Source organism: Halomonas sediminis (genome assembly GCF_044871105.1).
GTDB classification, from domain to species: Bacteria; Pseudomonadota; Gammaproteobacteria; order Pseudomonadales; family Halomonadaceae; genus Vreelandella; species Vreelandella zhuhanensis.
The window spans coordinates 1,271,429-1,295,505 of the sequence record NZ_CP085246.1 but is presented as its reverse complement, the minus strand read 5'-3'; the positions used below and the strand labels follow the sequence as shown (position 1 = coordinate 1,295,505).

Annotated in this window: 19 protein-coding genes; 2 read left to right on the top strand and 17 right to left on the bottom strand. The window is 57.3% G+C overall.

Annotated elements, in window-relative coordinates; genetic code table 11:
- Nucleotides 1-18: 18 nt before the first annotated feature.
- On the top strand, nt 19-1,569 hold the full coding sequence (locus LG290_RS06285) for a cation:proton antiporter domain-containing protein (protein ID WP_499836690.1): 1,551 nt from the start codon (nt 19-21) through the stop codon (nt 1,567-1,569).
- Nucleotides 1,570-1,682: 113 nt separating this feature from the next.
- Here LG290_RS06285 and ppc read toward each other — a convergent pair whose 3' ends face one another.
- From ppc to cysM, 5 genes are read right to left on the bottom strand one after another with little or no spacing between them, the layout of a single operon-like run.
- Nucleotides 1,683-4,331, bottom strand: coding sequence for a phosphoenolpyruvate carboxylase (gene ppc / locus LG290_RS06280; RefSeq protein ID WP_499836689.1), 2,649 nt, complete (start codon nt 4,329-4,331; stop codon nt 1,683-1,685).
- A 33-nt stretch (nt 4,332-4,364) separates the two neighbouring features.
- Nucleotides 4,365-5,216, bottom strand: a complete 852-nt coding sequence (mazG, locus tag LG290_RS06275) for a nucleoside triphosphate pyrophosphohydrolase (protein ID WP_499836688.1) — start codon at nt 5,214-5,216, stop codon at nt 4,365-4,367.
- Between the two features lie 8 nt (nt 5,217-5,224).
- Complete coding sequence (gene relA / locus LG290_RS06270; protein WP_499836687.1) at nt 5,225-7,504, bottom strand: GTP diphosphokinase; 2,280 nt, start codon at nt 7,502-7,504, stop codon at nt 5,225-5,227.
- 8 nt (nt 7,505-7,512) lie between these two features.
- Nucleotides 7,513-8,901, bottom strand: a complete 1,389-nt coding sequence (gene rlmD / locus LG290_RS06265) for a 23S rRNA (uracil(1939)-C(5))-methyltransferase RlmD (protein WP_499836686.1) — start codon at nt 8,899-8,901, stop codon at nt 7,513-7,515.
- The gene (gene cysM, locus LG290_RS06260) at nt 8,901-9,797 is read right to left on the bottom strand and encodes a cysteine synthase CysM (protein ID WP_499836685.1); all 897 of its coding nucleotides are present in this window, start codon (nt 9,795-9,797) and stop codon (nt 8,901-8,903) included. The genes rlmD and cysM overlap by 1 nt, the downstream gene beginning before the upstream one ends.
- A gap of 91 nt (nt 9,798-9,888) precedes the next feature.
- Here cysM and LG290_RS06255 point away from each other — a divergent pair, with 91 nt between their 5' ends.
- Nucleotides 9,889-12,597, top strand: a complete 2,709-nt coding sequence (locus LG290_RS06255) for an ATP-binding protein (RefSeq protein ID WP_499836684.1) — start codon at nt 9,889-9,891, stop codon at nt 12,595-12,597.
- Nucleotides 12,598-12,631: 34 nt separating this feature from the next.
- On the opposite strand, the gene acpS is transcribed toward LG290_RS06255, so the two are convergent.
- The 12 genes from acpS to rpoE form a co-directional block, all read right to left on the bottom strand.
- Entirely contained in the window at nt 12,632-13,015 is a 384-nt protein-coding gene (acpS, locus tag LG290_RS06250; protein WP_499836683.1) for a holo-ACP synthase, read from the bottom strand.
- Nucleotides 13,016-13,023: 8 nt separating this feature from the next.
- Entirely contained in the window at nt 13,024-13,812 is a 789-nt protein-coding gene (pdxJ, locus tag LG290_RS06245) for a pyridoxine 5'-phosphate synthase (RefSeq protein ID WP_499836682.1), read from the bottom strand.
- 12 nt (nt 13,813-13,824) lie between these two features.
- The gene (recO, locus tag LG290_RS06240) at nt 13,825-14,523 is read right to left on the bottom strand and encodes a DNA repair protein RecO (RefSeq protein ID WP_160416986.1); all 699 of its coding nucleotides are present in this window, start codon (nt 14,521-14,523) and stop codon (nt 13,825-13,827) included.
- Nucleotides 14,524-14,549: 26 nt separating this feature from the next.
- Nucleotides 14,550-15,449, bottom strand: coding sequence for a GTPase Era (gene era / locus LG290_RS06235; protein WP_160416987.1), 900 nt, complete (start codon nt 15,447-15,449; stop codon nt 14,550-14,552).
- Complete coding sequence (gene rnc, locus LG290_RS06230) at nt 15,446-16,138, bottom strand: ribonuclease III (RefSeq protein WP_160416988.1); 693 nt, start codon at nt 16,136-16,138, stop codon at nt 15,446-15,448. Before rnc ends, era begins: the two co-directional genes overlap by 4 nt.
- 51 nt (nt 16,139-16,189) lie before the next feature.
- On the bottom strand, nt 16,190-16,993 hold the full coding sequence (gene lepB, locus LG290_RS06225) for a signal peptidase I (RefSeq protein ID WP_499836681.1): 804 nt from the start codon (nt 16,991-16,993) through the stop codon (nt 16,190-16,192).
- A 15-nt stretch (nt 16,994-17,008) separates the two neighbouring features.
- On the bottom strand, nt 17,009-18,826 hold the full coding sequence (gene lepA, locus LG290_RS06220; protein WP_499836680.1) for a translation elongation factor 4: 1,818 nt from the start codon (nt 18,824-18,826) through the stop codon (nt 17,009-17,011).
- Between the two features lie 227 nt (nt 18,827-19,053).
- The gene (locus LG290_RS06215) at nt 19,054-20,493 is read right to left on the bottom strand and encodes a DegQ family serine endoprotease (protein WP_499837048.1); all 1,440 of its coding nucleotides are present in this window, start codon (nt 20,491-20,493) and stop codon (nt 19,054-19,056) included.
- A 130-nt stretch (nt 20,494-20,623) separates the two neighbouring features.
- Nucleotides 20,624-21,109, bottom strand: a complete 486-nt coding sequence (locus LG290_RS06210; RefSeq protein ID WP_499836679.1) for a SoxR reducing system RseC family protein — start codon at nt 21,107-21,109, stop codon at nt 20,624-20,626.
- Nucleotides 21,106-22,077 carry a MucB/RseB C-terminal domain-containing protein gene (locus LG290_RS06205; protein WP_499836678.1) on the bottom strand — a complete coding sequence of 324 codons (972 nt, stop codon included), beginning with the start codon at nt 22,075-22,077 and terminating at the stop codon, nt 21,106-21,108. The genes LG290_RS06210 and LG290_RS06205 overlap by 4 nt, the downstream gene beginning before the upstream one ends.
- 75 nt (nt 22,078-22,152) lie before the next feature.
- On the bottom strand, nt 22,153-22,899 hold the full coding sequence (locus LG290_RS06200) for a sigma-E factor negative regulatory protein (protein WP_499836677.1): 747 nt from the start codon (nt 22,897-22,899) through the stop codon (nt 22,153-22,155).
- A 176-nt stretch (nt 22,900-23,075) separates the two neighbouring features.
- Nucleotides 23,076-23,675 carry an RNA polymerase sigma factor RpoE gene (gene rpoE, locus LG290_RS06195; protein ID WP_160416994.1) on the bottom strand — a complete coding sequence of 200 codons (600 nt, stop codon included), beginning with the start codon at nt 23,673-23,675 and terminating at the stop codon, nt 23,076-23,078.
- Nucleotides 23,676-24,077 lie beyond the last annotated feature (402 nt).

Here is a 24,077-nt window from a genome sequence, read left to right as displayed (position 1 = left end):
CCCCAAGGAATTTCTATCGTGCTAGAAGCCGTCTCCCTCTCTTTTGCCTTCATATTCGGCATTCTCGTTCGTCAGATCGGCCTTCCTCCTTTGGTGGGATTTCTAGCCGCCGGCTTTGCACTCAATGCTTACGGCCCGCTTGTCGGCTTGCCCAGTGACGCCGGGCCTATTCTCGAACATGTCGCCCACCTTGGCGTGCTGCTGCTCCTGTTCACGGTTGGCTTGAAGCTCAAGTTGCGCAACTTGATTGAACCCGTTGTGGTGGGCGGGGCCTTGATTCATTTTATTCTGACCGTGGGCATTTTTACGGGCGGATTTATCTGGCTGGCCGGAATAGCAACCGAAACGGCCCTTTTACTGGGCATCGCCCTGTCCTTTTCCAGTACCGTGCTGGCGGCCAAGGTTCTCGAAGCCAAGCGGGAACTGCGTGCCTTTCACGGCCGGATAGCCATCGGCATTCTGATTATTCAGGACTTGATTGCACTCGCGGTACTCAGCATCGCCGGCGGGCAATCACCGACTATCTGGGCCCTGTGGATTTTCGCCTTGCCGCTATTGCGCCCTGTGCTGTATTGGCTGATGGATATGGCCCGACATGACGAGCTGCTTGTATTAATGGGCGTCGTGCTTGCCGTGTCAGTAGGTGGCATGGGGTTTGAAGTTGTTGGGTTGAGCTCTGAAGTAGGCGCTCTGGTGATGGGTGTACTGCTTTCCAATCACCCCCGTGCTCAGGAGCTTGCCCAGTCGCTTTGGGGCTTGAAGGAAGTCTTGCTGATCAGCTTTTTCCTGCAAATCGGCATGACCGGATTACCCGACACCCAGGCATTGCTCTTCGCACTTGTAATGGCGTTGATTTTGCCGCTCAAAGGCATATTGTTCTATTTTTTACTAATCGCTTTCAAAGTACGCTCACGTAACGCCTTTCTGGGTGGCCTGACTCTCACGGCATACAGCGAATTCGGGCTTATCGTTGCTTCCGGCGTGCTTGAGCAATGGCTGGTCCCTTTAGCCATTACCGTCGCTGTGTCTTTTGTTATCGCCGCCCCCCTGAACCGCTTTGCCCACCCGCTGTTTGACCGACTTGAAAACCATCTGATGCGTACTGAGCGTAAGACGTGCCACCCTGATGAGCAGCCAGTTTCCCTCGGTACCGCTACCGTTATGGTATTGGGTATGGGACGAACGGGGTCAGCTGCCTATGACTTTTTCCACGACCATGCGCTGGATGTCGTCGGTATCGATGCCGATCCCAATAAAGTGGCAAAACAAGAGACGCACGATAAGCGACATGTCTTGTATGCAGATGCCGAGGATGTCGGCTTCTGGCACGGACTGAATATTTCGCAGCTCAGTGCCGTCACCCTGGCCATACCCGATCTGGAAAGTAAGCTCATGGCAACCCGCCAATTGCGTAAGGTAGGGTTTACGGGGACCATCATTGCGGGCACTACTTACGAGGATGAGGCGGATGTACTGATAAAGGCGGGAGTCAACCAGACCTACTTGATAATGGCAGGTGCGGGTATCGGTTTGGCGGAAAGAACCTTGGAAGCACTGCAACGCCCCTAAAACCGATAACCCAAGAACCTGGCATGCTAACGCGGCGGGAATAGCTTAGCTGCTCCCGCCGCATCGGTACTTTTTAGGCTGTTTTTTAGCTCATGTCTTTTAGCCCCGTTCTTCTAACCCGTATTGCGCAGGCCGGCGGCAATACCTGCCATGGTCACCATCAACGCACGGGAAAGGTCGGCGCTGATGACGCCATCGGCATCGCGGTTGCGCTGTAGCAACTCCGCCTGCAAGCCGTGCAGCGGATCGATATAGGGGTTGCGTACATCGATTGCCTGACGGATCAAGGGGGTATTTTCCAGTAACCTTTCCTGTTGCAGCACATCCAATACCGCCACTTCCAGTTGCGTGAATCGCTCACGCAGCTTGCTGCCCAATGCCTTCAGGGCCGGCTCGTCAACCAGACGATGCTCATAGTAAGCGGCGATGCTCACATCCGCCTTGGCCAAGAGCATTTCCAGCATGTCCAGGTAAGTGCCGAAAAACGGCCAGTGGTTGCGCATTTCCTGAAGCACCTCACGCCCGCCGGGCTGCTCCAGTCGGCGGGTAAAGGCTTCGCCACTGCCCAACCAGGCGGGCAACATCAAACGAATCTGGGTCCAGGCGAAAATCCACGGGATCGCCCGCAGGGTTTCCACGCCACCCTCTTGGCGACGCTTGGTAGGGCGCGAGCCCAACGGCAGACGGCCCAGCACGCCTTCTGGCGTGACAGCCCGGAAATAAGGCACAAAATCCGGATCTTCGCGCACCACACTGACATAAGCCCGATGCGCCACGCTGGCCAGTTGGTCCATTTCCTCGCGCCATTGAGGTTCAGGAGCGGGCGGGGGCAATAATGTGGCTTCCAATACCGCGCAGGCATAGATTTCCATGGAGCGCAGGGCGATTTCAGGCTGGCCGAACTTGAAGCGAATCATCTCACCCTGCTCGGTCACCCTCAGGCTGCCATTCACCGACCCCGGTGGCTGGGAAAGTATCGCCGCATGAGCCGGGCCGCCGCCACGCCCCACGGTGCCCCCCCGGCCATGGAACAGAGTAAGGTCCACCTCATGCGATTCACACACATTCACCAAGGATTCCTGAGCACGGTATTGCGCCCAGGCGGCCGCTAGCTGGCCGGCATCCTTGGCCGAGTCCGAATAACCGATCATCACTTCCTGACGGTCGTCTATCAGTGCACGATACCCCGGCAGTGCCAGCAATCTATCGATGACCGCTCCCGCATGATCCAGGTCGTTGAGCGTCTCGAACAAGGGCGCAATCGGCAGGCTGACGTCTCCGCCGACTTCTTTCATCAACAGCGCTACCGTGAGCACATCCGACGGCTGGGCCGCCATCGAGATGATATAGGTACCCAGGGCTTCGCGATGTTCCTGGGCGATGACCTTGAAGGTATCCAGCACCTCACGGGATTCCGCCGAACACTCCCAACGCCGCGGGATCAAGGGCCGGCGTGATGTCAGCTCATCCAGCAAAAACGCCTGGCGTTGTTCTTCATCCCAATCGCGATAATGCCCCAGCGCCAGCGCCTCGGTCAGCTCTTCCAGTACCTGGGCATGCCGACTGGCTTCCTGGCGCAGGTCGAGTTTGGTCAGGGTAACGCCGAACACCGCGACACGGCGCAGCGTATCCAGAAGCGCACCGTTGGCGATGGTGTCCAGGCCTACATCGCACAGCGAGCGATAACAGGCGAGAAGCGGTGCATACAGCTGATCACGGGTTTCAATGATGGGGCCGCCAGTGTGGTTGGTGCCGTCCAGCTTGGCCTTGGCCCAGTCACGCGTGGCCTCCATTCGCGTCAACAACCGCTTGAGGAGTTCGCGGTAAGGCTCGGCCACATCGCCCGCTTCCGCCTTCAACGCACTATTGGCCTTCCACATGGAGAGCTCGGTCTTGAGCTTTTCCAGGTCGCGCAGATACAGGTCCGCCGCCATCCAGCGCCCCAGCAACAAGACTTCACGGGTGACTCGCGCCGTGACGTTGGGATTTCCGTCACGGTCTCCACCCATCCAGGAGGCATAGCGCAGTGGCGCGGCATCCAGCGGCAACCGTTCACCCGCCGTCTCGAGCAGCAGATTATCCAGATCGCGATGAAAATCCGGTACCGCCTGCCACAAGGAGTTTTCGATCACCGCGAAGCCCCACTTGGCTTCATCCACTGGGGTGGGCCTTTCGTGGCGAATCTCGTCGGTGTGCCAAGCCTGGCTTATCAGCTCTTCCAAACGGCCCTGGGCCCGTGTTCCACGCTCGGGGTAATCCTCCGAGCCCTCGATAGCCGAGAGACATTCATCTATCGCGTCGTACTTCTGGATCAAGGTGCGGCGAATGACTTCGGTCGGATGCGCGGTCAGCACCAGCTCGACCCGCATGCTGGCCAAGGTTTCGACTAACTTGCGCGGGGACTTACCCGCCTCGCGGGCACGCGCCAAAAGCTCGCCTAACACCGGTTGCGAACCAGGCTTGTAATCCTCTACCCGGCGAAAACGTGCGCGATAGTGCTGCTCGGCGATATTCGCCAGGTTCAAGAACTGATTGAAAGCGCGGGTAACCGGCAAGAGGTCCTGTTCGGGTAACTGACGCAGATAGTCGATCAGCTCACGTTGATGCAACACATCACCCTGGCGCCCTTTCTTGGCATGGGCGCGAATGGTTTCAATCTTATCGACAAACCCCTGACCCAGGTCGTCAGCAATGGTACGTCCCAGGCTGTCACCCAGAATACGGACGTTATCACGCAGTGATTCGTGCAGGTCGTGACTCATGGCCAGCAGCCTCCTTGAAAAAAATCAGATAAATCAGTTTCCATCGACCTCTTCGACCTTGGCGGCTTGCCAATGCTGTTCCATGCCCGCAAGCCCGGCTTGCTGGGGGGTTTTTCCTGTTTCGTGCAGGCGCTTTTCCACATAGCGAAAGCGTCTTTCGAACTTGGCATTCGTGGCCCGCAGGCACTGTTCCGGGTCGGTCTTCAAGGCGCGCGCTAAGTTGGTCACGGCAAACAGCAAATCTCCCACCTCTTGCCGAGCATGAAGGTGATCACCTGCGGCTAGGGCTTCTTCGACTTCCGTGAGTTCTTCACGGATCTTGGCGATCACGCCCTGGTTGTCGGGCCAGTCGAACCCGACCCGGGCGGCACGCTTGGAAAGTTTTGCTGCCCGGGCAAGCGCGGGCAATGCCAAGGGGACGTCGTCCAGCACGGAAGGCTGCTGCTGCTCAACGCCACGTTCAGCACGCTCTTCGGCCTTCAATGTCTCCCAGCGGGTAGTTACCTGGCGTGTTTCGACATCCGCCGCGCTTACCCCTGCCGGACGCCGAGAGCTCAAGGTGGCATCGGGAAATACATGCGGATGACGGCGTAGCATCTTGGCGGTCAGGGCATGCACCACGTCATGAAAATCAAACCGCTGCTGCTCGGCTCCGAACTGGCTGTAGTACACCACCTGAAACAGCAAGTCGCCGAGCTCGGACGGCAGCTCCTCAAAGGCACGCCGCTCTATGGCATCCGCCACTTCATAGGCTTCTTCCAGGGTATGCGGCACGATCGAATCCCAGTTCTGGGCGACATCCCAGGGGCAGCCCTGGCGAGGATCACGCAGTGCTGCCATCAGGCTCAGAAGATCATCCAGAGTATAGCGGGGGTGAGATATCATGAGAGTCCTTATGAGAGTCCTTTGCGGGCTTGCTTGGCGGGTTCGGTGGCATTGCGCAAGCGTCGTACTTCGGTCACGTTGGGTAACTGCTGAATGCGCGAGAACAGCCGCCCCAGGGTTTCCAGGCCATCCACTTCCAGGGTGATCCCCACCCTAGCGATACCTTCCTGGGTATCTGTCAAGGTATTTACCGCCAGCACATTGACCTTGTCGCTGCTCAGCACACCGGTAACATCGCGCAACAGCCCGGAACGATCCCATGCCTGTATCTCGATATTGACCGGGTAGCGGGAATGTGCTCGCTCCCCCCATTCGACCTCGATGATGCGTTGCGGCTCATCTATGCGCAATTGCAGAATATTGGGACAATCCTGACGATGAATGGTCACCCCGCGCCCTTGGGTGATGAAGCCGACAATCGCATCACCCGGCACCGGGCGGCAGCAGTTGGCCATGCTGGTCTTGAGATTTCCTACGCCCAGCACGGTAATGTTACTCTTGCCGGTCTGGCTCTTGCGGTGTTTGGGCTTGGCCAGCAATCGGTCCAGCTGTTCCTGGTCATCGGTTTCCCCGAACAGGTGCTGGGCCTGATTGAGCACCTGCCCGATACGCAAATCCCCGGCGCCCAGGGCGGCGTACATGTCATCGGCACTCACGTAGTTGACTGCCTTGGCCAAGCGCTTCAAATCCAGATCTTCGACGTCCAGGCGTTTCATTTCCCGTTCGAACAGCGCCCGGCCTTCTTCCAGGTTCTGGTCGCGGGCCTGGTGCTTGAACCAGGCCTGGATCTTGGCCCGCGCCCGGGAGGTACAGACGTAACCCAGGCTGGGGTTGAGCCAGTCACGGCTGGGACCGCCTCGTGTGGCATTGAGGATTTCCACCTGCTGGCCGGTCTTGAGCTTGTAGGTCAAGGGCACGATGCGCCCATTGACCTTGGCGCCACGACAGCGGTGGCCGATTTCGGTATGCACCCGGTAGGCAAAATCAATCGGTGTCGCGACATGCGGCAGGTCGATCACATGCCCATCAGGGGTGAACACATAGATACGGTCCGAGGTCACATCGCTGGAAAGCCCTTCGCGCAAGTCAGCGTAATCGCCGATTTCATCCTGCCATTCCAGCACCTGACGCAGCCAGGCGATCTTTTCCTCGTAGCCGCGGCTCTTAGTGTTGGTGTCATGGCCCTTGTAACGCCAGTGTGCGCATACCCCGAGTTCAGCCTCATCGTGCATGGCAAAGGTGCGAATCTGGATTTCCAGCACCTTGTTTTCCGGCCCCATTACCGCCGTGTGCAAGGACTGATAACCATTTTTCTTGGGGTTGGCGATGTAGTCGTCGAACTCGTTGGGCACATGATGCCAGCGCGAATGCACGATCCCCAGCACCGTATAACAATCGGTCACTTCCGGCACCAGGATACGTACCGCGCGAATATCGTGAACCTGGGAGAAATCGATGCCCTTACGTTTCATCTTGCGCCAAATCGAATAGATATGCTTGGCACGACCGTCGATGTCGTAGTCATGGATATGCTGAGCTTCCATCAGCCGTTTGAGTGTTTCCACGACATCGTTGATGTAGTGGTCACGGTCGAGACGCTTCTCCGCCAACAACTTGGCAATCGTCTTGTATTCGGCTTCATGCAAATAGCGAAACGAAAGGTCTTCCAGCTCCCATTTGATTTGCCCGATTCCCAGACGATGCGCCAAGGGGGCGTAGATATCGAAGACCTCCCGGGCCACCTGCAGACTTTTTTCCCGGGGGGCATCCTTCACCTGACGCAACGCACAGGTACGCTCGGCAATCTTGATCAACGCCACCCGTACATCGCTGATCATGTTGACCAGCATCTTGCGCAGATTTTCCTGCTGATTATGCTGGCTCATGCCATGATTGGAGGTCTGCGGATAGCTGATGGCAGCCATCTGCAGTACCCCTTCGATCAGGCTCGCCACTTCATCACCGAAGCGCTTGCCGACCATCTCCAAGGTGGTCCTTTCCTCGCGCACGGCTCGATAGAGCACAGCCGCCTCCAACGTCGGCTGATCCAGCTTCAACCCCGCCAGGATATCGACCATTTCCAAGCCCATCCGGAAGCTCGAACCCGGCGACAGCCAAGTGCGATGAGTTTGAGGCGCTTCCAACTCAAGCTGTTGCGCCCATTCACAAGCCTGCGCCAGCCGATCCGGCTCCTTCAGGCGCACCTCTTCCTGAACTCGCGCCAACCATTGTTGGACGTCCACCCTGCCGCTCGCTGTCAGCGGCTGTTCGTCACGCACTTTAACCATATTGGCTGTCAACCATGTCGATGCTCGAATAACACCAGCGTTTCCATGTGCGCGGTATGCAAGAACATATCCGCCACGGCTACCTCAACGATGCGATAGCCTGCTTGCACGAGTTGTGCCGCATCACGTGCCAAGGTGGCCGGATCACAGGAAACATACACCACTCGCTTGACTGGGTGGCGACCCAGCGCTTGGCAAACGGTCTCCGCACCGCTGCGTGGCGGGTCCAGCACCACGGCATCCAGTCGTCGCTCGGCAAGCAAGGCCGCCACCGCCTCGGGCTGGTTCAAGTCCGCTTGCATCGCGGCTACCGCCAAATGGTTAGTGTGGGCATTGGCGGTGATTCTCGCCACCATGGTGGCACTTCCTTCCACCGCCTGTACGTCGGCACCGGCAGCGGCCAAGGGCAAACTGAAGTTACCGATACCCGCGAATAGATCCAACACCTGTTGATCGGGCGTAATCGCCAGCCATGCCAACACCTGGGCAATGACCTTCTGATTGACCTCGGCATTGACCTGAAGAAAATCGCCCGGGGCGAAGGTCAGCACCAGGTCATCGTGGATATCCTGCAGAACCGGGGGTGCACCATACCAGTTCAATTCAGGTGCCTCCCGCCCCAACAAGGTGCCCAAAGCCAATGCCTGGCTATCGGCGAAGGCCTGCCAGCGCACTTTATCCGCCGCATGCTCGCGCAGCTGCCTGATCACTACCACACAGCTATCTCGGGTAGCGATAAGCTCGATATGGCCCACATGCCGAGGCGCTTCAAGCTGCCCCAAAAGCTCATGCAATGGCGCCAATAGCGCCTGTAACGCCGGCACCAGCACCATGCAGGTATGAATGTTCACCAGGCGGTGCGTGTCCTTGGCCCGAAACCCCAACAGAACCTTGCCATGGGAGTCGACCTTCACGCCCAGGCGCGCTCGGCGCCGGTAGGCTTGCGTCTGGGTATCCAGTGCCTGAACGGGCCTGTCCAGTGCCACACCTTGGCGGGCGAACAGTTCGCTGACCACCTGCCGTTTGTGGGCACGCTGGGCATCGATGCTCAGGTGCTGCAAGTCACAACCACCGCAGTGGCCGAAATGCGCACAGGGGGGCTCGATTCGTTGCGGCGATGCCACCTCGATCACCTTGAGGTGGGCCTCATCGAAACGCTTACGCGTGCGATGTATCGCCACCTTGACGGTTTCTCCGGGTAGGGCCTGATCCACGAACAGCGTTTTTCCGGAAGCCAGATGCGCCACGCCACGTCCATCGTGTGCCAGGCGCTCGATAGTGACGCGATTGTCTTCCTCAGCGGGAGACGCCTGCGCAGAAGCTGCTGCGGGCGAACGAGCCAAGCCCGAATGCCCTGAATGACGCCGTGATGGGCGTCGTTTGCCAAGCATGGCCATTAAACCTCCGGGGCGAAAAGCCCGGTTGACAGATAGCGGTCGCCGCGGTCGCAAACGATGAACGCAATGACGGCATTTTCACATTGTTCGGCAATGCGCAATGCACCGGCCAGGCCGCCCCCGGACGAGACTCCGGCCAAAATGCCTTCTTCACGCGCCAGACGGCGCATGTGCTCTTCGGCTTCCTGCTGGCCGATATCCAGGGTGACATCCACCCGAGGGGCTTCGAAAATCGCGGGAAGGTAGGCTTCTGGCCAGCGCCGAATACCGGGAATGCTCGCCCCATCGGCGGGCTGCAACCCGACGATCTGAATAGCGGGATTCTTTTCCTTGAGATAGCGTGAGACGCCCATGATAGTGCCTGTGGTGCCCATGGAGCTGACGAAGTGCGTCACCCGACCTTCCGTTTGCTGCCAGATTTCCGGGCCGGTGGTGCGATAATGCGCCAAGGGGTTATCCGGATTGGCGAACTGATCCAGCGGCTTGCCTTCACCTCGCGCAATCATGGCATCCGCCATGTCACGCGCTTCCTCCATCCCGCCTTCCTTGCTCACGCCAATCAGCTTGGCACCATAGGCAGCCATCGCTTGCTTGCGTTCACTCGAAGCGTTTTCCGGCATGATCAACACCATGCGGTAGCCCTTGATCGCCGCCGCCATGGCCAGAGCGATACCGGTATTGCCCGAGGTTGCTTCAATCAAGGTGTCTCCGGGCGCGATGTCACCTCTCGCCTCGGCTTCAGTCAGCATCGAAAGTGCCGGACGGTCCTTGACCGACCCCGCCGGGTTATTGCCTTCCAACTTGGCTAACAGGGTATTGTTACGCCCTGCGCTGATTCGCTTCAAGCGCACCAGCGGCGTATTGCCGACCACATCTTCCAGAGTGGAAAAATCCATAACGCATTCCTTCTAGTGACCATTGTGCTGCATTATATCGACGCCGGTGCAGACTGGACAGGCACACCATTTGAATATTGAAGGCGCACCCATGTCACTCAACACTCGACTCCTGCTTGCCTTGCTGGGCATTCCATTGCTTGTCTATGCCCTGATGGCGACATTGCTGGTGATCAAGGACCATCATCAGTCGCGTCAAGCCTTGCAGTACCGACTGGAGAGCGCAGGCAACTTATTAGCTCCGGAACTGGGCAATGCCATCCTGGCGCAAGACAACCAGCACATGAAAGCCACGGCGCGTCGTTTACTCGAACGTGAAGGGCTACTTGCCGTGACCCTTTACGACGCTGAGCACAACCGCTTGCTCTCCTTGGGCCGACCCACGCTACCCGCTCCCGAGCAGGCCTCGTCGATAGCCCCGGGATTAGCCACCGAACAGAACGTGTGGCGCCTGCAGGTACCTCTTGAACCATCTCAGGCGATATTGACCAATGACAACTCCCCTGCTGCGGCCCAAGGCTGGCTGGAAGCACAATTCGACACCCGTAACCTGACACTTCAGCGCTACCAATTGATAGCCAGCCTGAGCTTGGGCGGCCTGCTGCTGGGGCTGTTCCTGTTCCTGGTGGCCTTCACTCTCAGCCGGTACGTGACACGCCCCATGGAAGAGGCCAATGCCATGCTCTATCGCCTCACCAAGGGCGATTATCGCTATCGACTGGCACCACCGACCCCGCCTGAGCAACAGCGGCTGGCTAACGGAATCAATGCCCTGGCCACTCATCTTCAACAAGCGCAAGTGGATATGCAGACCCAGATAGAACAGACCACCAGCGAGCTGGAAGAGTCCATGGAAACCATCGAAGAACAGAATATAAAACTGGACTTCGCGCATCGTACAGCGGTGCAGGCCAATGCGGTCAAGTCAGAGTTTCTCGCCAACATGAGCCATGAAATCCGCACCCCACTGAATGGTATTATCGGTTTCTGCCGTCTACTGGGGCGCTCCTCCCTGGACACGCGCCAACGCGAATGGCTCCAACACGTGCATCGCGCCTGTGACAACCTGCTGATGTTGGTCAACGATGTTCTCGATTTTTCCAAGCTTGAAGCCAACCAGCTCACACTCGAGCAGGTCGATGTGGATATTGTCGCCCTGGTGGATGAAGTACTGGGTTTACATGCACCGGAGGCCCAGCGCAAGCAGCTCAATCTGCTGGCCTTGGTCTATGACGATATTCCCACCCCTCTCAGTGGCGATCCCCTGCGCATTCATCAGGTTCTCAGCAATCTGATAAGCAATGCCATCAAGTTCACCTCACAGGGCGACGTAGTCGTCCGGGTGATGCTCGAAACCCATGAAGAGCAGCGTCTGACGCTACGTGTCAATGTCAGCGACACCGGCATCGGCCTGAGCGATGCCCAACAGGAACAGCTATTCAAGGCATTTTCTCAAGCCAAACCCAGCCACAGTCGCCATTTTGGGGGCAGCGGACTGGGGCTGAGTATTTGTCGCCAATTGGTAGAACGGATGGGAGGGGAGATCAGCGTAATGAGTCAGCTCGATCAAGGCGCGACATTCTCGTTCGCCCTGCCGCTTCTAGCTCATGCCGCTTTAGAACGCCCTCCTGAGCTGATATTAAGCGGGCAACGGATATGCCTTCACGAAGCGCACACCCTCACTCATCATGTCTACGAACATCTACTGAGACGTTGGGGGGCTGAGGTCTCAAGCTTGGCCGCTGTGGAATCGGCCTCACTGCTAGTGATTGGATTAAGTAACGAGACACTCTCCCGAGAGCAGCAACAACGCTGGCAAGAAGCCATCAACAATGCCGCTTCTCCCGCCTTGGTATTGGTCAACCTTACCCCCTTTGAACTTCCCTCCTTCACGCTGCCGCATGGCGGGGAGATCATGTGCAAACCACTTCCCCGAGCAAAGCTGGCTGCTGCCGTCAAACGCCACCTGGTTACCGCTCCGCTAACGCCATCCAAGCAAGACACCGCATTGACCACGCCTCATCAAGCACAGCCCTTGCAGCTGCTGGTCGTGGATGACAACGCGCCCAACCGTCAACTTCTCAAGGCACTGCTGACAACTGATGGCGTAACGGTAAGCTTGGCGGAAAGTGGCGAACAGGCATTGGAGTTTGCCCGTGGCAGACTATTTGATCTCGTGCTGATGGATATTCGCATGCCGGGCATGAATGGCGTGCAGACCACCCAGGCCTTGCGACGACTGGGCAATGGCTGGGCCAGTTGTCCGATTGTCGCCGTTACCGCACACGCCATGTTGCCCGAGCGTCAGCAATGGCTGGCCGATGGCCTGGATGAGGTGTTGATCAAGCCCATTGATGAAACTCAATTACACCATTTGGTCCAACGCTTTCTAGGCGCCGCCCAACCCGACCTCTTGCCCTCGCCCTCTTCACGGACCCAGGCTGGGTTACCCACCCCTCTCCCATCACGCCTGGCGGTGGTTGATCTGGCACTCGGCACCCGTCTGGCGGGAGGCCGGCAAAGCATTGCTCGGGAGCAACTCCGCGGCTTGATTAATAGTCTCGATGACACGGAAGATGCCATTCGACACGCCTATGCCGCATCAGACGCGGCCGCTCTGCTGGATGCCGTGCATGCACTTAACGGTGCGAGTCGCTATTGTGGCGCACCGGAATTGGCGCTGTTGGTGGAAACCCTGGAAACACGCCTTCGATCAGGCAGCATCGAAAGTGCTGCGACGTTACTCGACGATCTTTATTCAGCCATGACGCGGCTACGCGCTCAGGGGGACGACTTATAGCTCCGTAGCAGTGATAACGGTGCGACTAAAACGCTCAGAGCGCGCATTCCAACACTACGAACGCCAGAGCATAGGCATCTTCATCACTCAAGGAAAGATGGCAGCCGGTAATACCGGCTGCCTGATAAAGCACCTCAGCTTGGCCACTCAGCTGAAGACAAGGCTTGCCTCGGTCGTCATTGACTACCTGAATCTCGTTCCAGCACATGCCGTGGCGCAAGCCGGTACCCAGCGCTTTGACAAATGCCTCCTTGGCAGCAAAGCGTTTGGCCAGAAAGGCCGCCGGTGGCACCTTGTGAGGATAGTACGCCTGTTCGAGAGGCCCCAGAATACGCTTGGCGAAACGTGAGCCGTGGCGTTCAAGGGCCAGGGAAAAGCGTTCTATCCGGGCAATGTCAGAGCCGATGCCACTAATCATCGTCGCGCTCAGTGATCGTGGTCGTGGTCGTGAACTTCAAGCGAGGCCACCAGACCGGCTTCCTGACCGGCAATGATCAATCGCTTCATCTCGCGTACCGCTTCTTTCAATCCCACAAACATCGCACGCGCGATGATCGCATGACCGATATTCAACTCATTGAGGCCGGGAATCGCGGCAACCGCTTCCACGTTATGGTAATTCAGCCCATGGCCGGCATTAACCACCAGTCCCACCGCTACCGCATGAATGGCGGCATCGCTCAGACGATGATATTCCTGGATAGCGTCTGTGCTACCCACCACAGCTTCAGCATAGGCACCGGTATGCAATTCAACGGTCGGTACCCCGAGGCGGGCGGCGGCATCGATCTGTTCAATGTCAGGGTCGATAAACAAGGACACATCACAGCCGGCGGCCTTCAAACGCTCACAGGCACAAGCCAGGGCATCGAAACCGCCGACGACATCCAGCCCGCCCTCGGTGGTCAATTCTTCGCGTTTTTCCGGCACCAGGCATACATGGGCCGGGCGCAGGGCTTCAGCCAACGACAGCATCTCTTCGGTCACCGCCATTTCCAGATTCATGCGTGTGGCCAATATCTCAGCCAACAGGTGCACATCACGCGGCTGGATGTGGCGCCGGTCTTCGCGCAGATGCACCGTGATGCCGTCGGCACCCGCCTCTTCGGCTAACATCGCCGCCTGGACAGGGTCCGGATAACGCGTCCCACGTGCCTGACGCAACGTGGCGATATGGTCGATATTGACACCTAAAAGAATACGTGGGGGATGCATACAAACTCCTTTTTAAGTGGATTGATGACGGCGTCGGGCCAGTGCCATCATCAGCTCGCGCGAGCGTAGCGGGCGGGCGCCTAACAAGGGCGCCAACGCCGCCCGCATCACCGCCTTGACCGGCCCTGCCAGGCCCGGCACTTGCCAGTCTCCCTGGGCAACCAGCCGCAACGTGCGGCCATCGATACCGCGAGAGCCGGGAATAAACGCTCGGCTGACGGGCTCGAATCGATAACGCACCGGCATATCCAGGGCGCCACCGTCCGGGGTCGTGAAACGGGGAGTAGCGTCTAGAGCATCAAGCAAGGCAAACTCATAGCGACGCAAGGCCGGCGCCCGTTCGGCAGGCACCGGCAATGCTTCGAGTAGCGCTGAATAAAATGCAAACACTTCGGGGACCGGCAGCTCGTTGGGCAGCAGTCGAGTGGCTAATTCATTGGCATAAAACCCGCAAAGCAAGCCCTCTCCCACCAGTAACGCTGTCTGCCCCCGCGATTCCATCACTACCAGACGCTTGAGTTCATGCTTGCCTTGCCAGCTCACATACAGCGGCGTGAATGGCTGCAAACGCTGACGGCTACGCGAGCTCGGTCGCTGAGCGCCTCGGGCTACGGCGCGTATGCGCCCTTGGTCGAGAGTAAGAAGATCCACCAGGGCGCTGGTTTCCCGATAGGGTCTGCGATGAAGCAGAAAAGCGGGCTCCGGCTGCATGCGATACCTCGGTCTTGAGCCATACCTCAGTCGAGGTCGTAGCCCAAACTCTTGAGGGCACGCTCATCATCCGACCAGCCGCGCTTGACCTTGACCCAGAGATTCAGCATCACCTTGGTATCCAGCGCGCGCTCCATGTCCAGACGCGCTTCACGTCCAATACTCTTGATCCGCTCACCATTCTCGCCTATCAGAATTATCTTCTGCCCTTGGCGTTCGACCAGAATCAAGGCGCTGATATGCGTGACACGCTCGGTTTCCCGAAACTCCTCGATTTCCACGGTCATCTGGTAAGGTAGCTCATCGCCTAACTGACGCATGACTTTTTCACGTACCAGTTCCGCGGCCAGAAAGCGCATGCTCTTGTCGGTGATCTGATCTTCCGGGAAGAAATGCTCGCTTTGCGGCAGGTGCTTGGCCACTTCTGCTTCAAGCTCATCGACATTGGTGCCGTGCTTGGCGGAAATCGGCACGATCGCGGCAAAATCGCGTCGTGCGCCCACTTCAGCCAACCAAGGCATGAGACCGCTTTTATCGGTCAGGCGATCCACCTTGTTGACCGCCAGGATCACCGGTGCCTTGACGTGTTCAAGACGCGCAAGGACAGCCTGGTCCTCCTCCGACCAGCGGGTGCGGTCGATGATGAAGACCACGCAATCCACATCACGCAATGCCTGGGTGGCTGCCTGGTTCATGAATCGATTGATCGCCTTATTGCGATCCTTCGACATGATGTGCATGCCCGGCGTGTCGACGTAAATGAACTGGGCGTCTTCCTGGGTCTTGATGCCTCTGACCTGATGCCGGGTCGTCTGGGGGCGGCGCGTGGTAATCGACACCTTTTGCCCCAGGATACGGTTCATCAACGTCGATTTGCCTACGTTAGGACGTCCAACGATCGCCACGAATCCACAGGTCTGCGTCATTGCTTGTCTCCCTTGCTGGTTTCCAGGTGCAAGAGGGCATCCTCGGCAGCCTGTTGTTCAGCATGGCGGCGGCTCGGCCCCTTGCCGGTGGTGTGCTCGTCGAGCAGGTCAATATAGCATTCCACTGTAAACATCTGGGCGTGTGCCTCACCTTTCACTAGAACCACGTCATAACGCGGCAAACCGGCTTGACGCGACTGCAGAAATTCCTGCAGCCGGGTCTTGGGATCTTTCTGCGTATCTTGCAGGGAAATATTTTCCAGACGCTCGGCGTACCAGGCCAGTACGCGTTCTCGCACACTGTCCATGCCCGCATCCAGATAGATAGCCCCAATTATTGCTTCGACGGCATCGGCGAGAATCGATTCTCGCCGATGCCCACCGCTTTTCATTTCGCCGGAACCCAGGCGCAAACACTCACCAAAGGACATTTCACGCGCCAGTTCCGCCAAGGTCTGGCCTTTCACCAGACGGGCACGCAAGCGCGACAACTGACCTTCGCGAGCTTGCGGAAAACGTTGGTAAAGTGCTTCGGCAATCACGAAATTGACAATGGAATCGCCTAGAAACTCCAGGCGCTCATTATTACGCCCCCCAAAGCTACGGTGGGTCATGGCCAGTTCCAATAGCGCATCATCGCTAAAGGTATAGCCGATTCGTCGGCAAAAAGGGGTTAGGGAGTTACTCACGGGGCTCCTGGGTCATTCTCGACAATAAAAAAGGATGAAAAACATAAGCGATCATTGTATGCGTCGCACGCTGGTAAAGCTGGGCAAACCATCATCCCAGTGCATCCAGACAGCAAAGGCACGGCCGACAATGTTGGCTTCCGGAACCACGCCCCAGTAGCGACTATCGTTGGAATGATCACGATTGTCACCCATGGTGAAGTAATGCCCTTCAGGCACTACGATCTCACGCATTTGCGGGCCGGGATCACGCGGGTTGTTATAAATGTTGTGAGGCGTTTCATCGAGAAACTCCTCAAGTAATAATTCACGCGGCGCCAGCGGCGGGCCTTCTTCCAACAACTGCTTGGGGACCGGCTCGCCGTTGACATATAACTGTTTGCCTTCATAGCGAACCCGGTCTCCCGGCATACCGATGACACGCTTGATAAAGTTGACCGAAGGCTGATCGGGGAAACGAAACACCATCACATCGCCCCGTTCGGGGTCACCGACTTCCAGGATGCGAGTATGCAATACCGGCAACCGTAAGCCGTAGGCATACTTGTTGACCAGGATGAAGTCGCCTATTTCCAGCGTGGGGCGCATCGAGCCGGACGGTATCTGAAAGGGCTCCACGACAAAACTGCGCACCACGAGCACCACCAGCAATACTGGAAAGAACGAGCGCGAGTAATCGACCGGCCACGGCTCCTTGAGCAGTTTTTCCCGCGTGGGTTGATCCAGGCCTTCCGTGGTGGCCGTCTCGGCAATGGCAAGCTCTCGGCGACGTTTGGGACGCCACCATACAACATCGAGTAAATAAACAATCCCCGAAACGGCCACTGCCAGAACCAGAAGAAGTGAAAAATCCATGGTTGATGAGATTCCCTAGTCGTTGACCCTGAGTACGGCCAGAAAGGCGTCCTGGGGAATTTCCACCCGGCCGACCTGCTTCATGCGCTTCTTGCCAGCTTTTTGTTTTTCCAGCAGCTTTTTCTTGCGCGAGACATCGCCACCATAACATTTCGCGGTGACGTTCTTGCGCAATGCCTTGACCGTGGCGCGCGCCACCACCTGTCCGCCGATGGCGGCTTGAATCGCCACATCGAACATCTGGCGTGGAATCAACTCCTTCATTTTCTCGACCAGCAGGCGTCCACGTCCATGTGCATGGTCCCGGTGAATGATGACCGCCAGGGCGTCTACCTTGTCACCATTAATCAGTACGTCCAGACGTACCAATTTGGCGGCTTCGAAGCGCTCAAAATTATATTCCAGTGAGGCATAGCCCTTGGAAATCGATTTCAATCGATCAAAAAAGTCCATGACTACTTCGCTCATGGGCAATTCATAGACCAGTTGAATCTGATTACCCAAAAACTGCATGTCGAGCTGAGTGCCACGACGCTGCTCACACTCGGTAATCACGTTGCCGACATATTCCTGAGGCACCAGGATACCCGCTCTCACCACCGGTTCTCGCATTTCGTCCACATCTGCCATGTCGGGCAATTTGGACGGGTTGGAAACGTAGACCACCTCGCCATTTTTCATGGCCAGTTCGTAAACCACGGTGGGTGCAGTGGTCAGCAGATCCAGGTTGTATTCACGCTCCAGCCGCTCCTGAACGATTTCCATGTGCAAGGTGCCCAAAAACCCCACCCGGAAGCCGAAGCCTAGAGCGTCGGAGTTTTCCGGTTCATATTGCAGCGAAGCATCGTTGAGGGCGAGTTTTTCCAAGGCATCGCGGAAGTCTTCGTAGTCATCGGCGCTAACCGGGAACATCCCCGCGTAGACTTGCGGCTTGATCTTCTGAAAGCCCGGCAGGCGTTTGACATCAGGCGTCTTGGTATGGGTGATGGTATCGCCCACCGGCGCGCCGTGGATTTCCTTGATACCCGCCACCAGAAACCCGACTTCTCCCGCCCGCAGAATGTCGGTCTGCTTGCGCAGGGGGGTGAAGATACCCACTTCGGTTGCCCCCCAGTCGCGCCCGGTGGAAACGATGCGAATCTTCTCGCCCTTGCGCAAGGTGCCGTCAAATACCCGTACCAGAGACACCACACCCAGATAGTTATCGAACCAGGAGTCAATGATCAGTGCCTGAAGCGGCGCTTCGGGGTCGCCCTGGGGCGGTGGAATATCACGCACCAGCCGTTCCAGCAGTGCATCGATACCGATACCGCTCTTGGCGGAGACCTGACAGGCATCGACGGCGTCAAGGCCGATAATTTCCTCGATTTCCTGGGCCACCCGATCCGGATCCGCCTGGGGCAGATCGATCTTGTTGAGCACGGGTAACACTTCAAGACCCTGCTCGACGGCGGTATAGCAGTTCGCCACCGACTGAGCTTCCACGCCTTGGGCGGCATCGACCACCAGCAAGGCCCCTTCGCAGGCATACAGCGAACGTGACACTTCGTAGGAAAAATCCACGTGCCCGGGTGTATCGATGAAGTTCAACTGATAGGTATGACCATCAAGAGCCATGTAATCAAGGGTGACTGATTGCGCCTTGATGGTGATACCTCGCTCACGCTCGATATCCATGGAATCAAGCACTTGCTCTTTCAACTCGCGATTGGTCAAGCCACCGCAGGTCTGGATCAAACGATCCGAGAGGGTCGACTTACCATGATCGATGTGGGCAATGATCGAAAAATTGCGAATGTGGCTAAGCTTGCCTTTGGATGCGTCGTGGGACATCGAATCTGTTCTACCTTGTCAGTTCACCACCGGCCAAATCCGACGGTCGGGGGGAAATAGGTTCGAAGCTCGGAAAGGCTACCAAGGAATGGCGTCACATTACCGGCGAAAGAATGGCGCCATTGTAGCGATATGCGCGTGATAGGAACAGCAGTCCGGCGGCACAAGGCCGCCGGATCTCGTTATCAAGGTAAGTAATGACGGTTCATTGGCACGTTTGGCAGCGACTATTCACCATTCAGGCGTAATGCCACGAACAGCGAACGGCCGTCACGGTATAGGCGAATCGGTACCACTCTGTCGGTGGGCAAGTTCTCAACCACTTCAGCAAGCTCTTGAGGGGTCGACACCGGACGGTTATCGATACTTACTAGAATATCACCTGCAAGTATCCCAGCCTGCGCCGCGGCACCTTGCGGCTCAACATGACGCACCAGAACGCCGCCGGGAATCCCCAGGCGCTCACGCAGGGCGTCATCCAGTTCGGCGACTGCAATGCCGAGGCGCGCCGGGCTGTCTTCCCCGCCGGTGGTGGCCGCAGTTTCCTCTTCGCGCGGCCATTCACCCAGTGTCACTTCTTGAGTCATCTGTTCCCCATCACGCATCAACGTCAGGGTGACTTCTTCACCTGGGTCGACACGACCGATCAGGCGCGGCAAGCTGCTGGAACGCTCCACTTCCTCGCCGTCGACTTCAAGGATCACATCGCCCGCTTGCAGGCCACCCTGAGCTGCCGGTCCATTAGGATCCAGATCGGCAATCAGTGCACCACTGGCACTTTCCATACCAAAGGATTCAGCCAGATCACGTGATACCGGCTGAATCATAACCCCTAGCCAGCCACGCTCGACACGGCCTTCCTCACGCAATTGCTCGGCCACGTCCATGGCGACATTGATGGGGATGGTGAACGACAGTCCCATGAAACCACCGCTGCGAGTCAATATCTGGGAGTTGATACCAATTACTTCGCCATCAAGGTTGAATAGTGGCCCACCGGAATTGCCCGGGTTAATCGCCACGTCGGTCTGAATGAAAGGCACATAGGCATCACGCGGCAAGGTGCGATTGATCGCGCTGATGATGCCTGCGGTAACCGAGTGATCGAAACCAAACGGAGAACCGATCGCCGCCACCCACTCACCGACTTGCATCTTGTCGGAATCCCCCATCGGGAGCATCGGAAGACCGCTCGCTTCCACCTTCACCAATGCCACGTCAGTCTGGGGATCGCTTCCCACCAGGGTCGCCTCCAGTTCACGATGATCGTCCAAGCGCACCAGTATTTCATCCGCCCCTTCCACCACATGGGCACTGGTCATGATGTAACCGTCTTCGCTGATAATGAAGCCGGATCCCAGGGATTGGCGCTCATAGCCACGGCCTTGGCCACCCCCTTCTCCACCCGGTGGCATTGGAAAGCGGTCACCAAAAAAATGCCGGAAGATTTCAGGAATTTCCTGTTCTCCAAAGCCATGGAATACGGGGCCGCCCTGGCGTTGCACCGTACGGCTGGTGGAAATATTCACCACACCCGGCGCGGCTTTTTCGACCAGTTCGATAAAGTCAGGCAGGCCGCGCGCTTCTTGTGCCTGGACACCTTGTCCCATCAGTAGCAGCGCGACAAGACAGACCCAGAAAACTGAGGGGTAAATCAAACGCTTTATGCTCATGTAAAGCTCCTTTTCATGATTGGACCTAGTCCCCAAGACGCTTTCCAGAGCAGAGGGTTGCCTTGAAAAGACAGTGTCTTGGAAAAATACAGTCTCGGAGAAAATACAGCTCCGGAGGACAATCTCAAAAAACCAATCGCGGCCGGAAGCGTTCCCTTTGTTCCTTCAGAAAATAGTGTAGTCCCAAGATGCTACCCAGCAAACCGACAAAGAAACCGACAGGCGCCATCCAGGGAGTTTCGAACAGGCCCTGCCCCACTCCAGCAATAATCAAGGCGAATACCAGCGGTAGCGCATAGACGGTGGCTGCCAGCAGAGAAAGCGTCTTGCGTGGCAGGGCCAGGCTTACCACCTCCCCGATTGCGAGCGGTTTCGGCGCAACCACTTCCAGACGCCAGCGTTGCGAGCGAATGAACAGGCCCGCTCCACAGCCACCGCCTTGCTCACACCGCGCGCAGCCTTCCTGCCCCATCACCTCGACGATTACCCTATTCCCCTTGCATTCCACCACCTGAGCCGCCCGCACCAGGAGTGAACCCTGGCAGCGGGCGATACCCACAGCAGGTTCAAGGTTCTCCTGGCCGGGGTTGCCATGGGGCGCACTGTTCATGGGGGTGTCACTGATTCGGATAATTCGATGGATTGCGCCACACGTTCCAGTACAGGGGCAGGTACCTCTCCTATCACCACCAGTTGCCAGACATCACCTTGATGCTCGCGTTGATGCACAGTGGCAATGGAAACCCCAAGACGATGACGCCCGGGCGCAAGAGCACTCTGCTCGGCAAGCGGTTCAACGAAAACACTTATAGCTGCCAAGCCATCACTGAATACCTGATGCCTCAGCAAGGCGTCAGGATCCGAATGTGTATTGACCGGCTGAGCGACAAAACCCGGGGGTAGCCATTGAGGGCGCCAGGAACGCTCCAACTTCGTGCGCGGTTCATCCAGTTTTACCTTGCCTTCGTAAAGGCGAGGGGACTGGAGCTGGGTGATTTGAAAGGTTTCCAGCAAGCGGTTCTGGTGATCTACCAGCACTTGCTTCAACACAAGGCCACTTGTCTTATCCAGCCACCAACGATGCGCAAAGCGCAAATCATCGTGAGGCGTGATATCCAAGCGAACGGCCTGACGCCCGGCAATGCGCTCCTCTCCCATCAGGGAGAGCCTGTAGTGATCGTTTATATGATTGACGAGGCCGGTGGGAGAAGCGTTTACACTATCATCCGAGCCTTTGGCCCAACGGACGAGGCCCACACGTCCCTGACGTTCGAAATTGACCGAGGGACCATCCAGAAACTGCACGACCTGCTGCTGCAAACCGTCCTGGATCTGATGGGAAAGTGCTAGCGTTCTCACTCCTACATCGCTGATATTGACCGCGCGCGCCTGGAAGATATAGCAATGACTCGCCCACAGGGTACGTTCAAGCCATTGCTCTTCGGTTGTCGCTTTTTCCATCTCACGTAGCATTTCACAATCAAATGCTTGCTCGGCCTCCTGGGCAGCGACCCCCTGAGATACCATGATAAAGATGGCAATTCCTGTCAGCACGGCTCTCACCAAGCGCGTTCTCATCCGGCATTCTCCTTTCTTTCTGGTGCGGCTTTTATTGCGGCCAAGCAAGAGAAGCACGGCTTACCATAAAAATCATCAACGCTGGCTCTGCGGCTCAATGCTTGAAGAGGAGGCGCGCAGCAATGGCATCCAGCTGTCACCGCTACCATAGGCGGCGCCTTGCGCATGGCGATCAAGGTAGGATTGCAGCAACCTGATCTGTTCGATGTCACTCTGCTCCGCCTGCCGGCGCGATAGACCTTGAGGTGCCTGAGGAACGGAAAAACCACTCTCGGTGACATTCATCAAGCCGCTGCGACCTGCTTGCCCACTCACACGGAAGGGGGTTTGCTCGAACATGGGCACATTGTTTGCCATGCCGGCGGATTGCGCCCCGGAAGCAGTGCCCAAGTTGACGGGCCGCACCTGGCGTTCGGCGTCCCCTGAAGGCAAGGAAGGAGACTGCGGCGAAGAAGCCACCAGATTGTCGCCATCTTCCGATGCGCCGCCTCCATAGAACTGCACCCCAGCCAACACCATCAACGAGACCGCCGCAGCAACGCCAGCGCCTCGAACAAAGGAAACGCGATGGCCAGTCTGCGGCGGCGCCTGTGCGGCCGGAGCAGGCTCCTCTTGCAAACGTGCCATGATGCCCGCGGAAAGGTCGGTAGACACATCCACGCCATGTTCGCGCTGCATCAGGCTACGTGCCAGATGGTAGCGTCGCCAAGTATCCGCGGCGTCTGTATCGCTCGGCAATGCTTTCAGCACCCGCCGCAATTCTAGCTCGTCACCTTCATCATCCATCAAGGCGGAAAGCGATTCCCGTGTGTCATGACTCATACTTCACACCCTCACACTCGATAAGGCCAATGCCTGTGTCGCGTCAACAACAACCCGATTACTGTGCGGGCTGACTCATATTGCTCTGACGTCATGCGCGCCGGACAGTTCAGCGCATCGATCAAAAACAGCCGCAATATGTGATCTGGCACAATTTATCACCCGGTTTCGTTCAGTCAAAGTTCGCGGCTGTTACGGGCAGTGGATATCCACGGCTTGATATGCTCATCGACCGCCTCTCGGGCGCGAAAGATGCGTGACCGTACCGTCCCCACCGGGCACTGCATGATCTGGGCGATATCTTCGTAGGCCAAGCCATCGAGTTCACGCAGCGTGATGGCTGTGCGCAGATCTTCCGGTAGTTTTTCGATAGCATCGAAAACCGCTGCTTCCAGCTGATCGCGCGCCATTGCCGATTCCGGCGACTCCGGATCAGCCAGGCGGCCACTCTGATCGAGTACTTCAGCATCCCCGATATCCAGGTCACTGCCCGGTGGGCGGCGCGCCCTGGATACCAGGTAGTTCTTCGCAGTATTGATAGCGATACGATACATCCAGGTATAAAACGCACTTTCGGAGCGAAAGCTCCCCAAGGCACGGTATGCCTTGATAAACGCTTCCTGAGCGACATCCTGAACCTCGGAGTGGTCGTGCACATAGCGCCCGATAAGGCCGATGATCTTGTGCTGGTATTTTTTCACCAATAAATCAAAAGCGCGGGTATCCCCTTGTTGAGCACGTTCGACAAGCTGTTGGTCCGTTTCCCGAGTGCTCATTCACGCGCTCCCTTCGGCTCGACGCTGGGCGTCGGACAATGTTCCTGTTGGCCCTGAAAGATGGGCAATTGCAGCATGCAGCATAGTGTCCCTTGGGCATCCAGTGGGTAACGAAGCGGTAATTGAACTTCAAGCGCATAGCAATGCGACAAGACTTACCAAATGAAAAATGCGGTGTAACCACAAACCGCCAATAGCAAAATATCTACAAGTGTTACGTGTTCCCGACGACTCATCAAGCGCAAGGTGGCTCTCTGTGTGCCAAATGGTGACTTCTCATCGCTATCCGCCTGCCCCTATTATTCTACCGTCGCGGTTATTCTATAGTGGGATGAGAATTGATTTTTACCACCCGAGCGCGCCATAGTAGGACCTTATAATCGCCACTCGCGCAAGCCTACA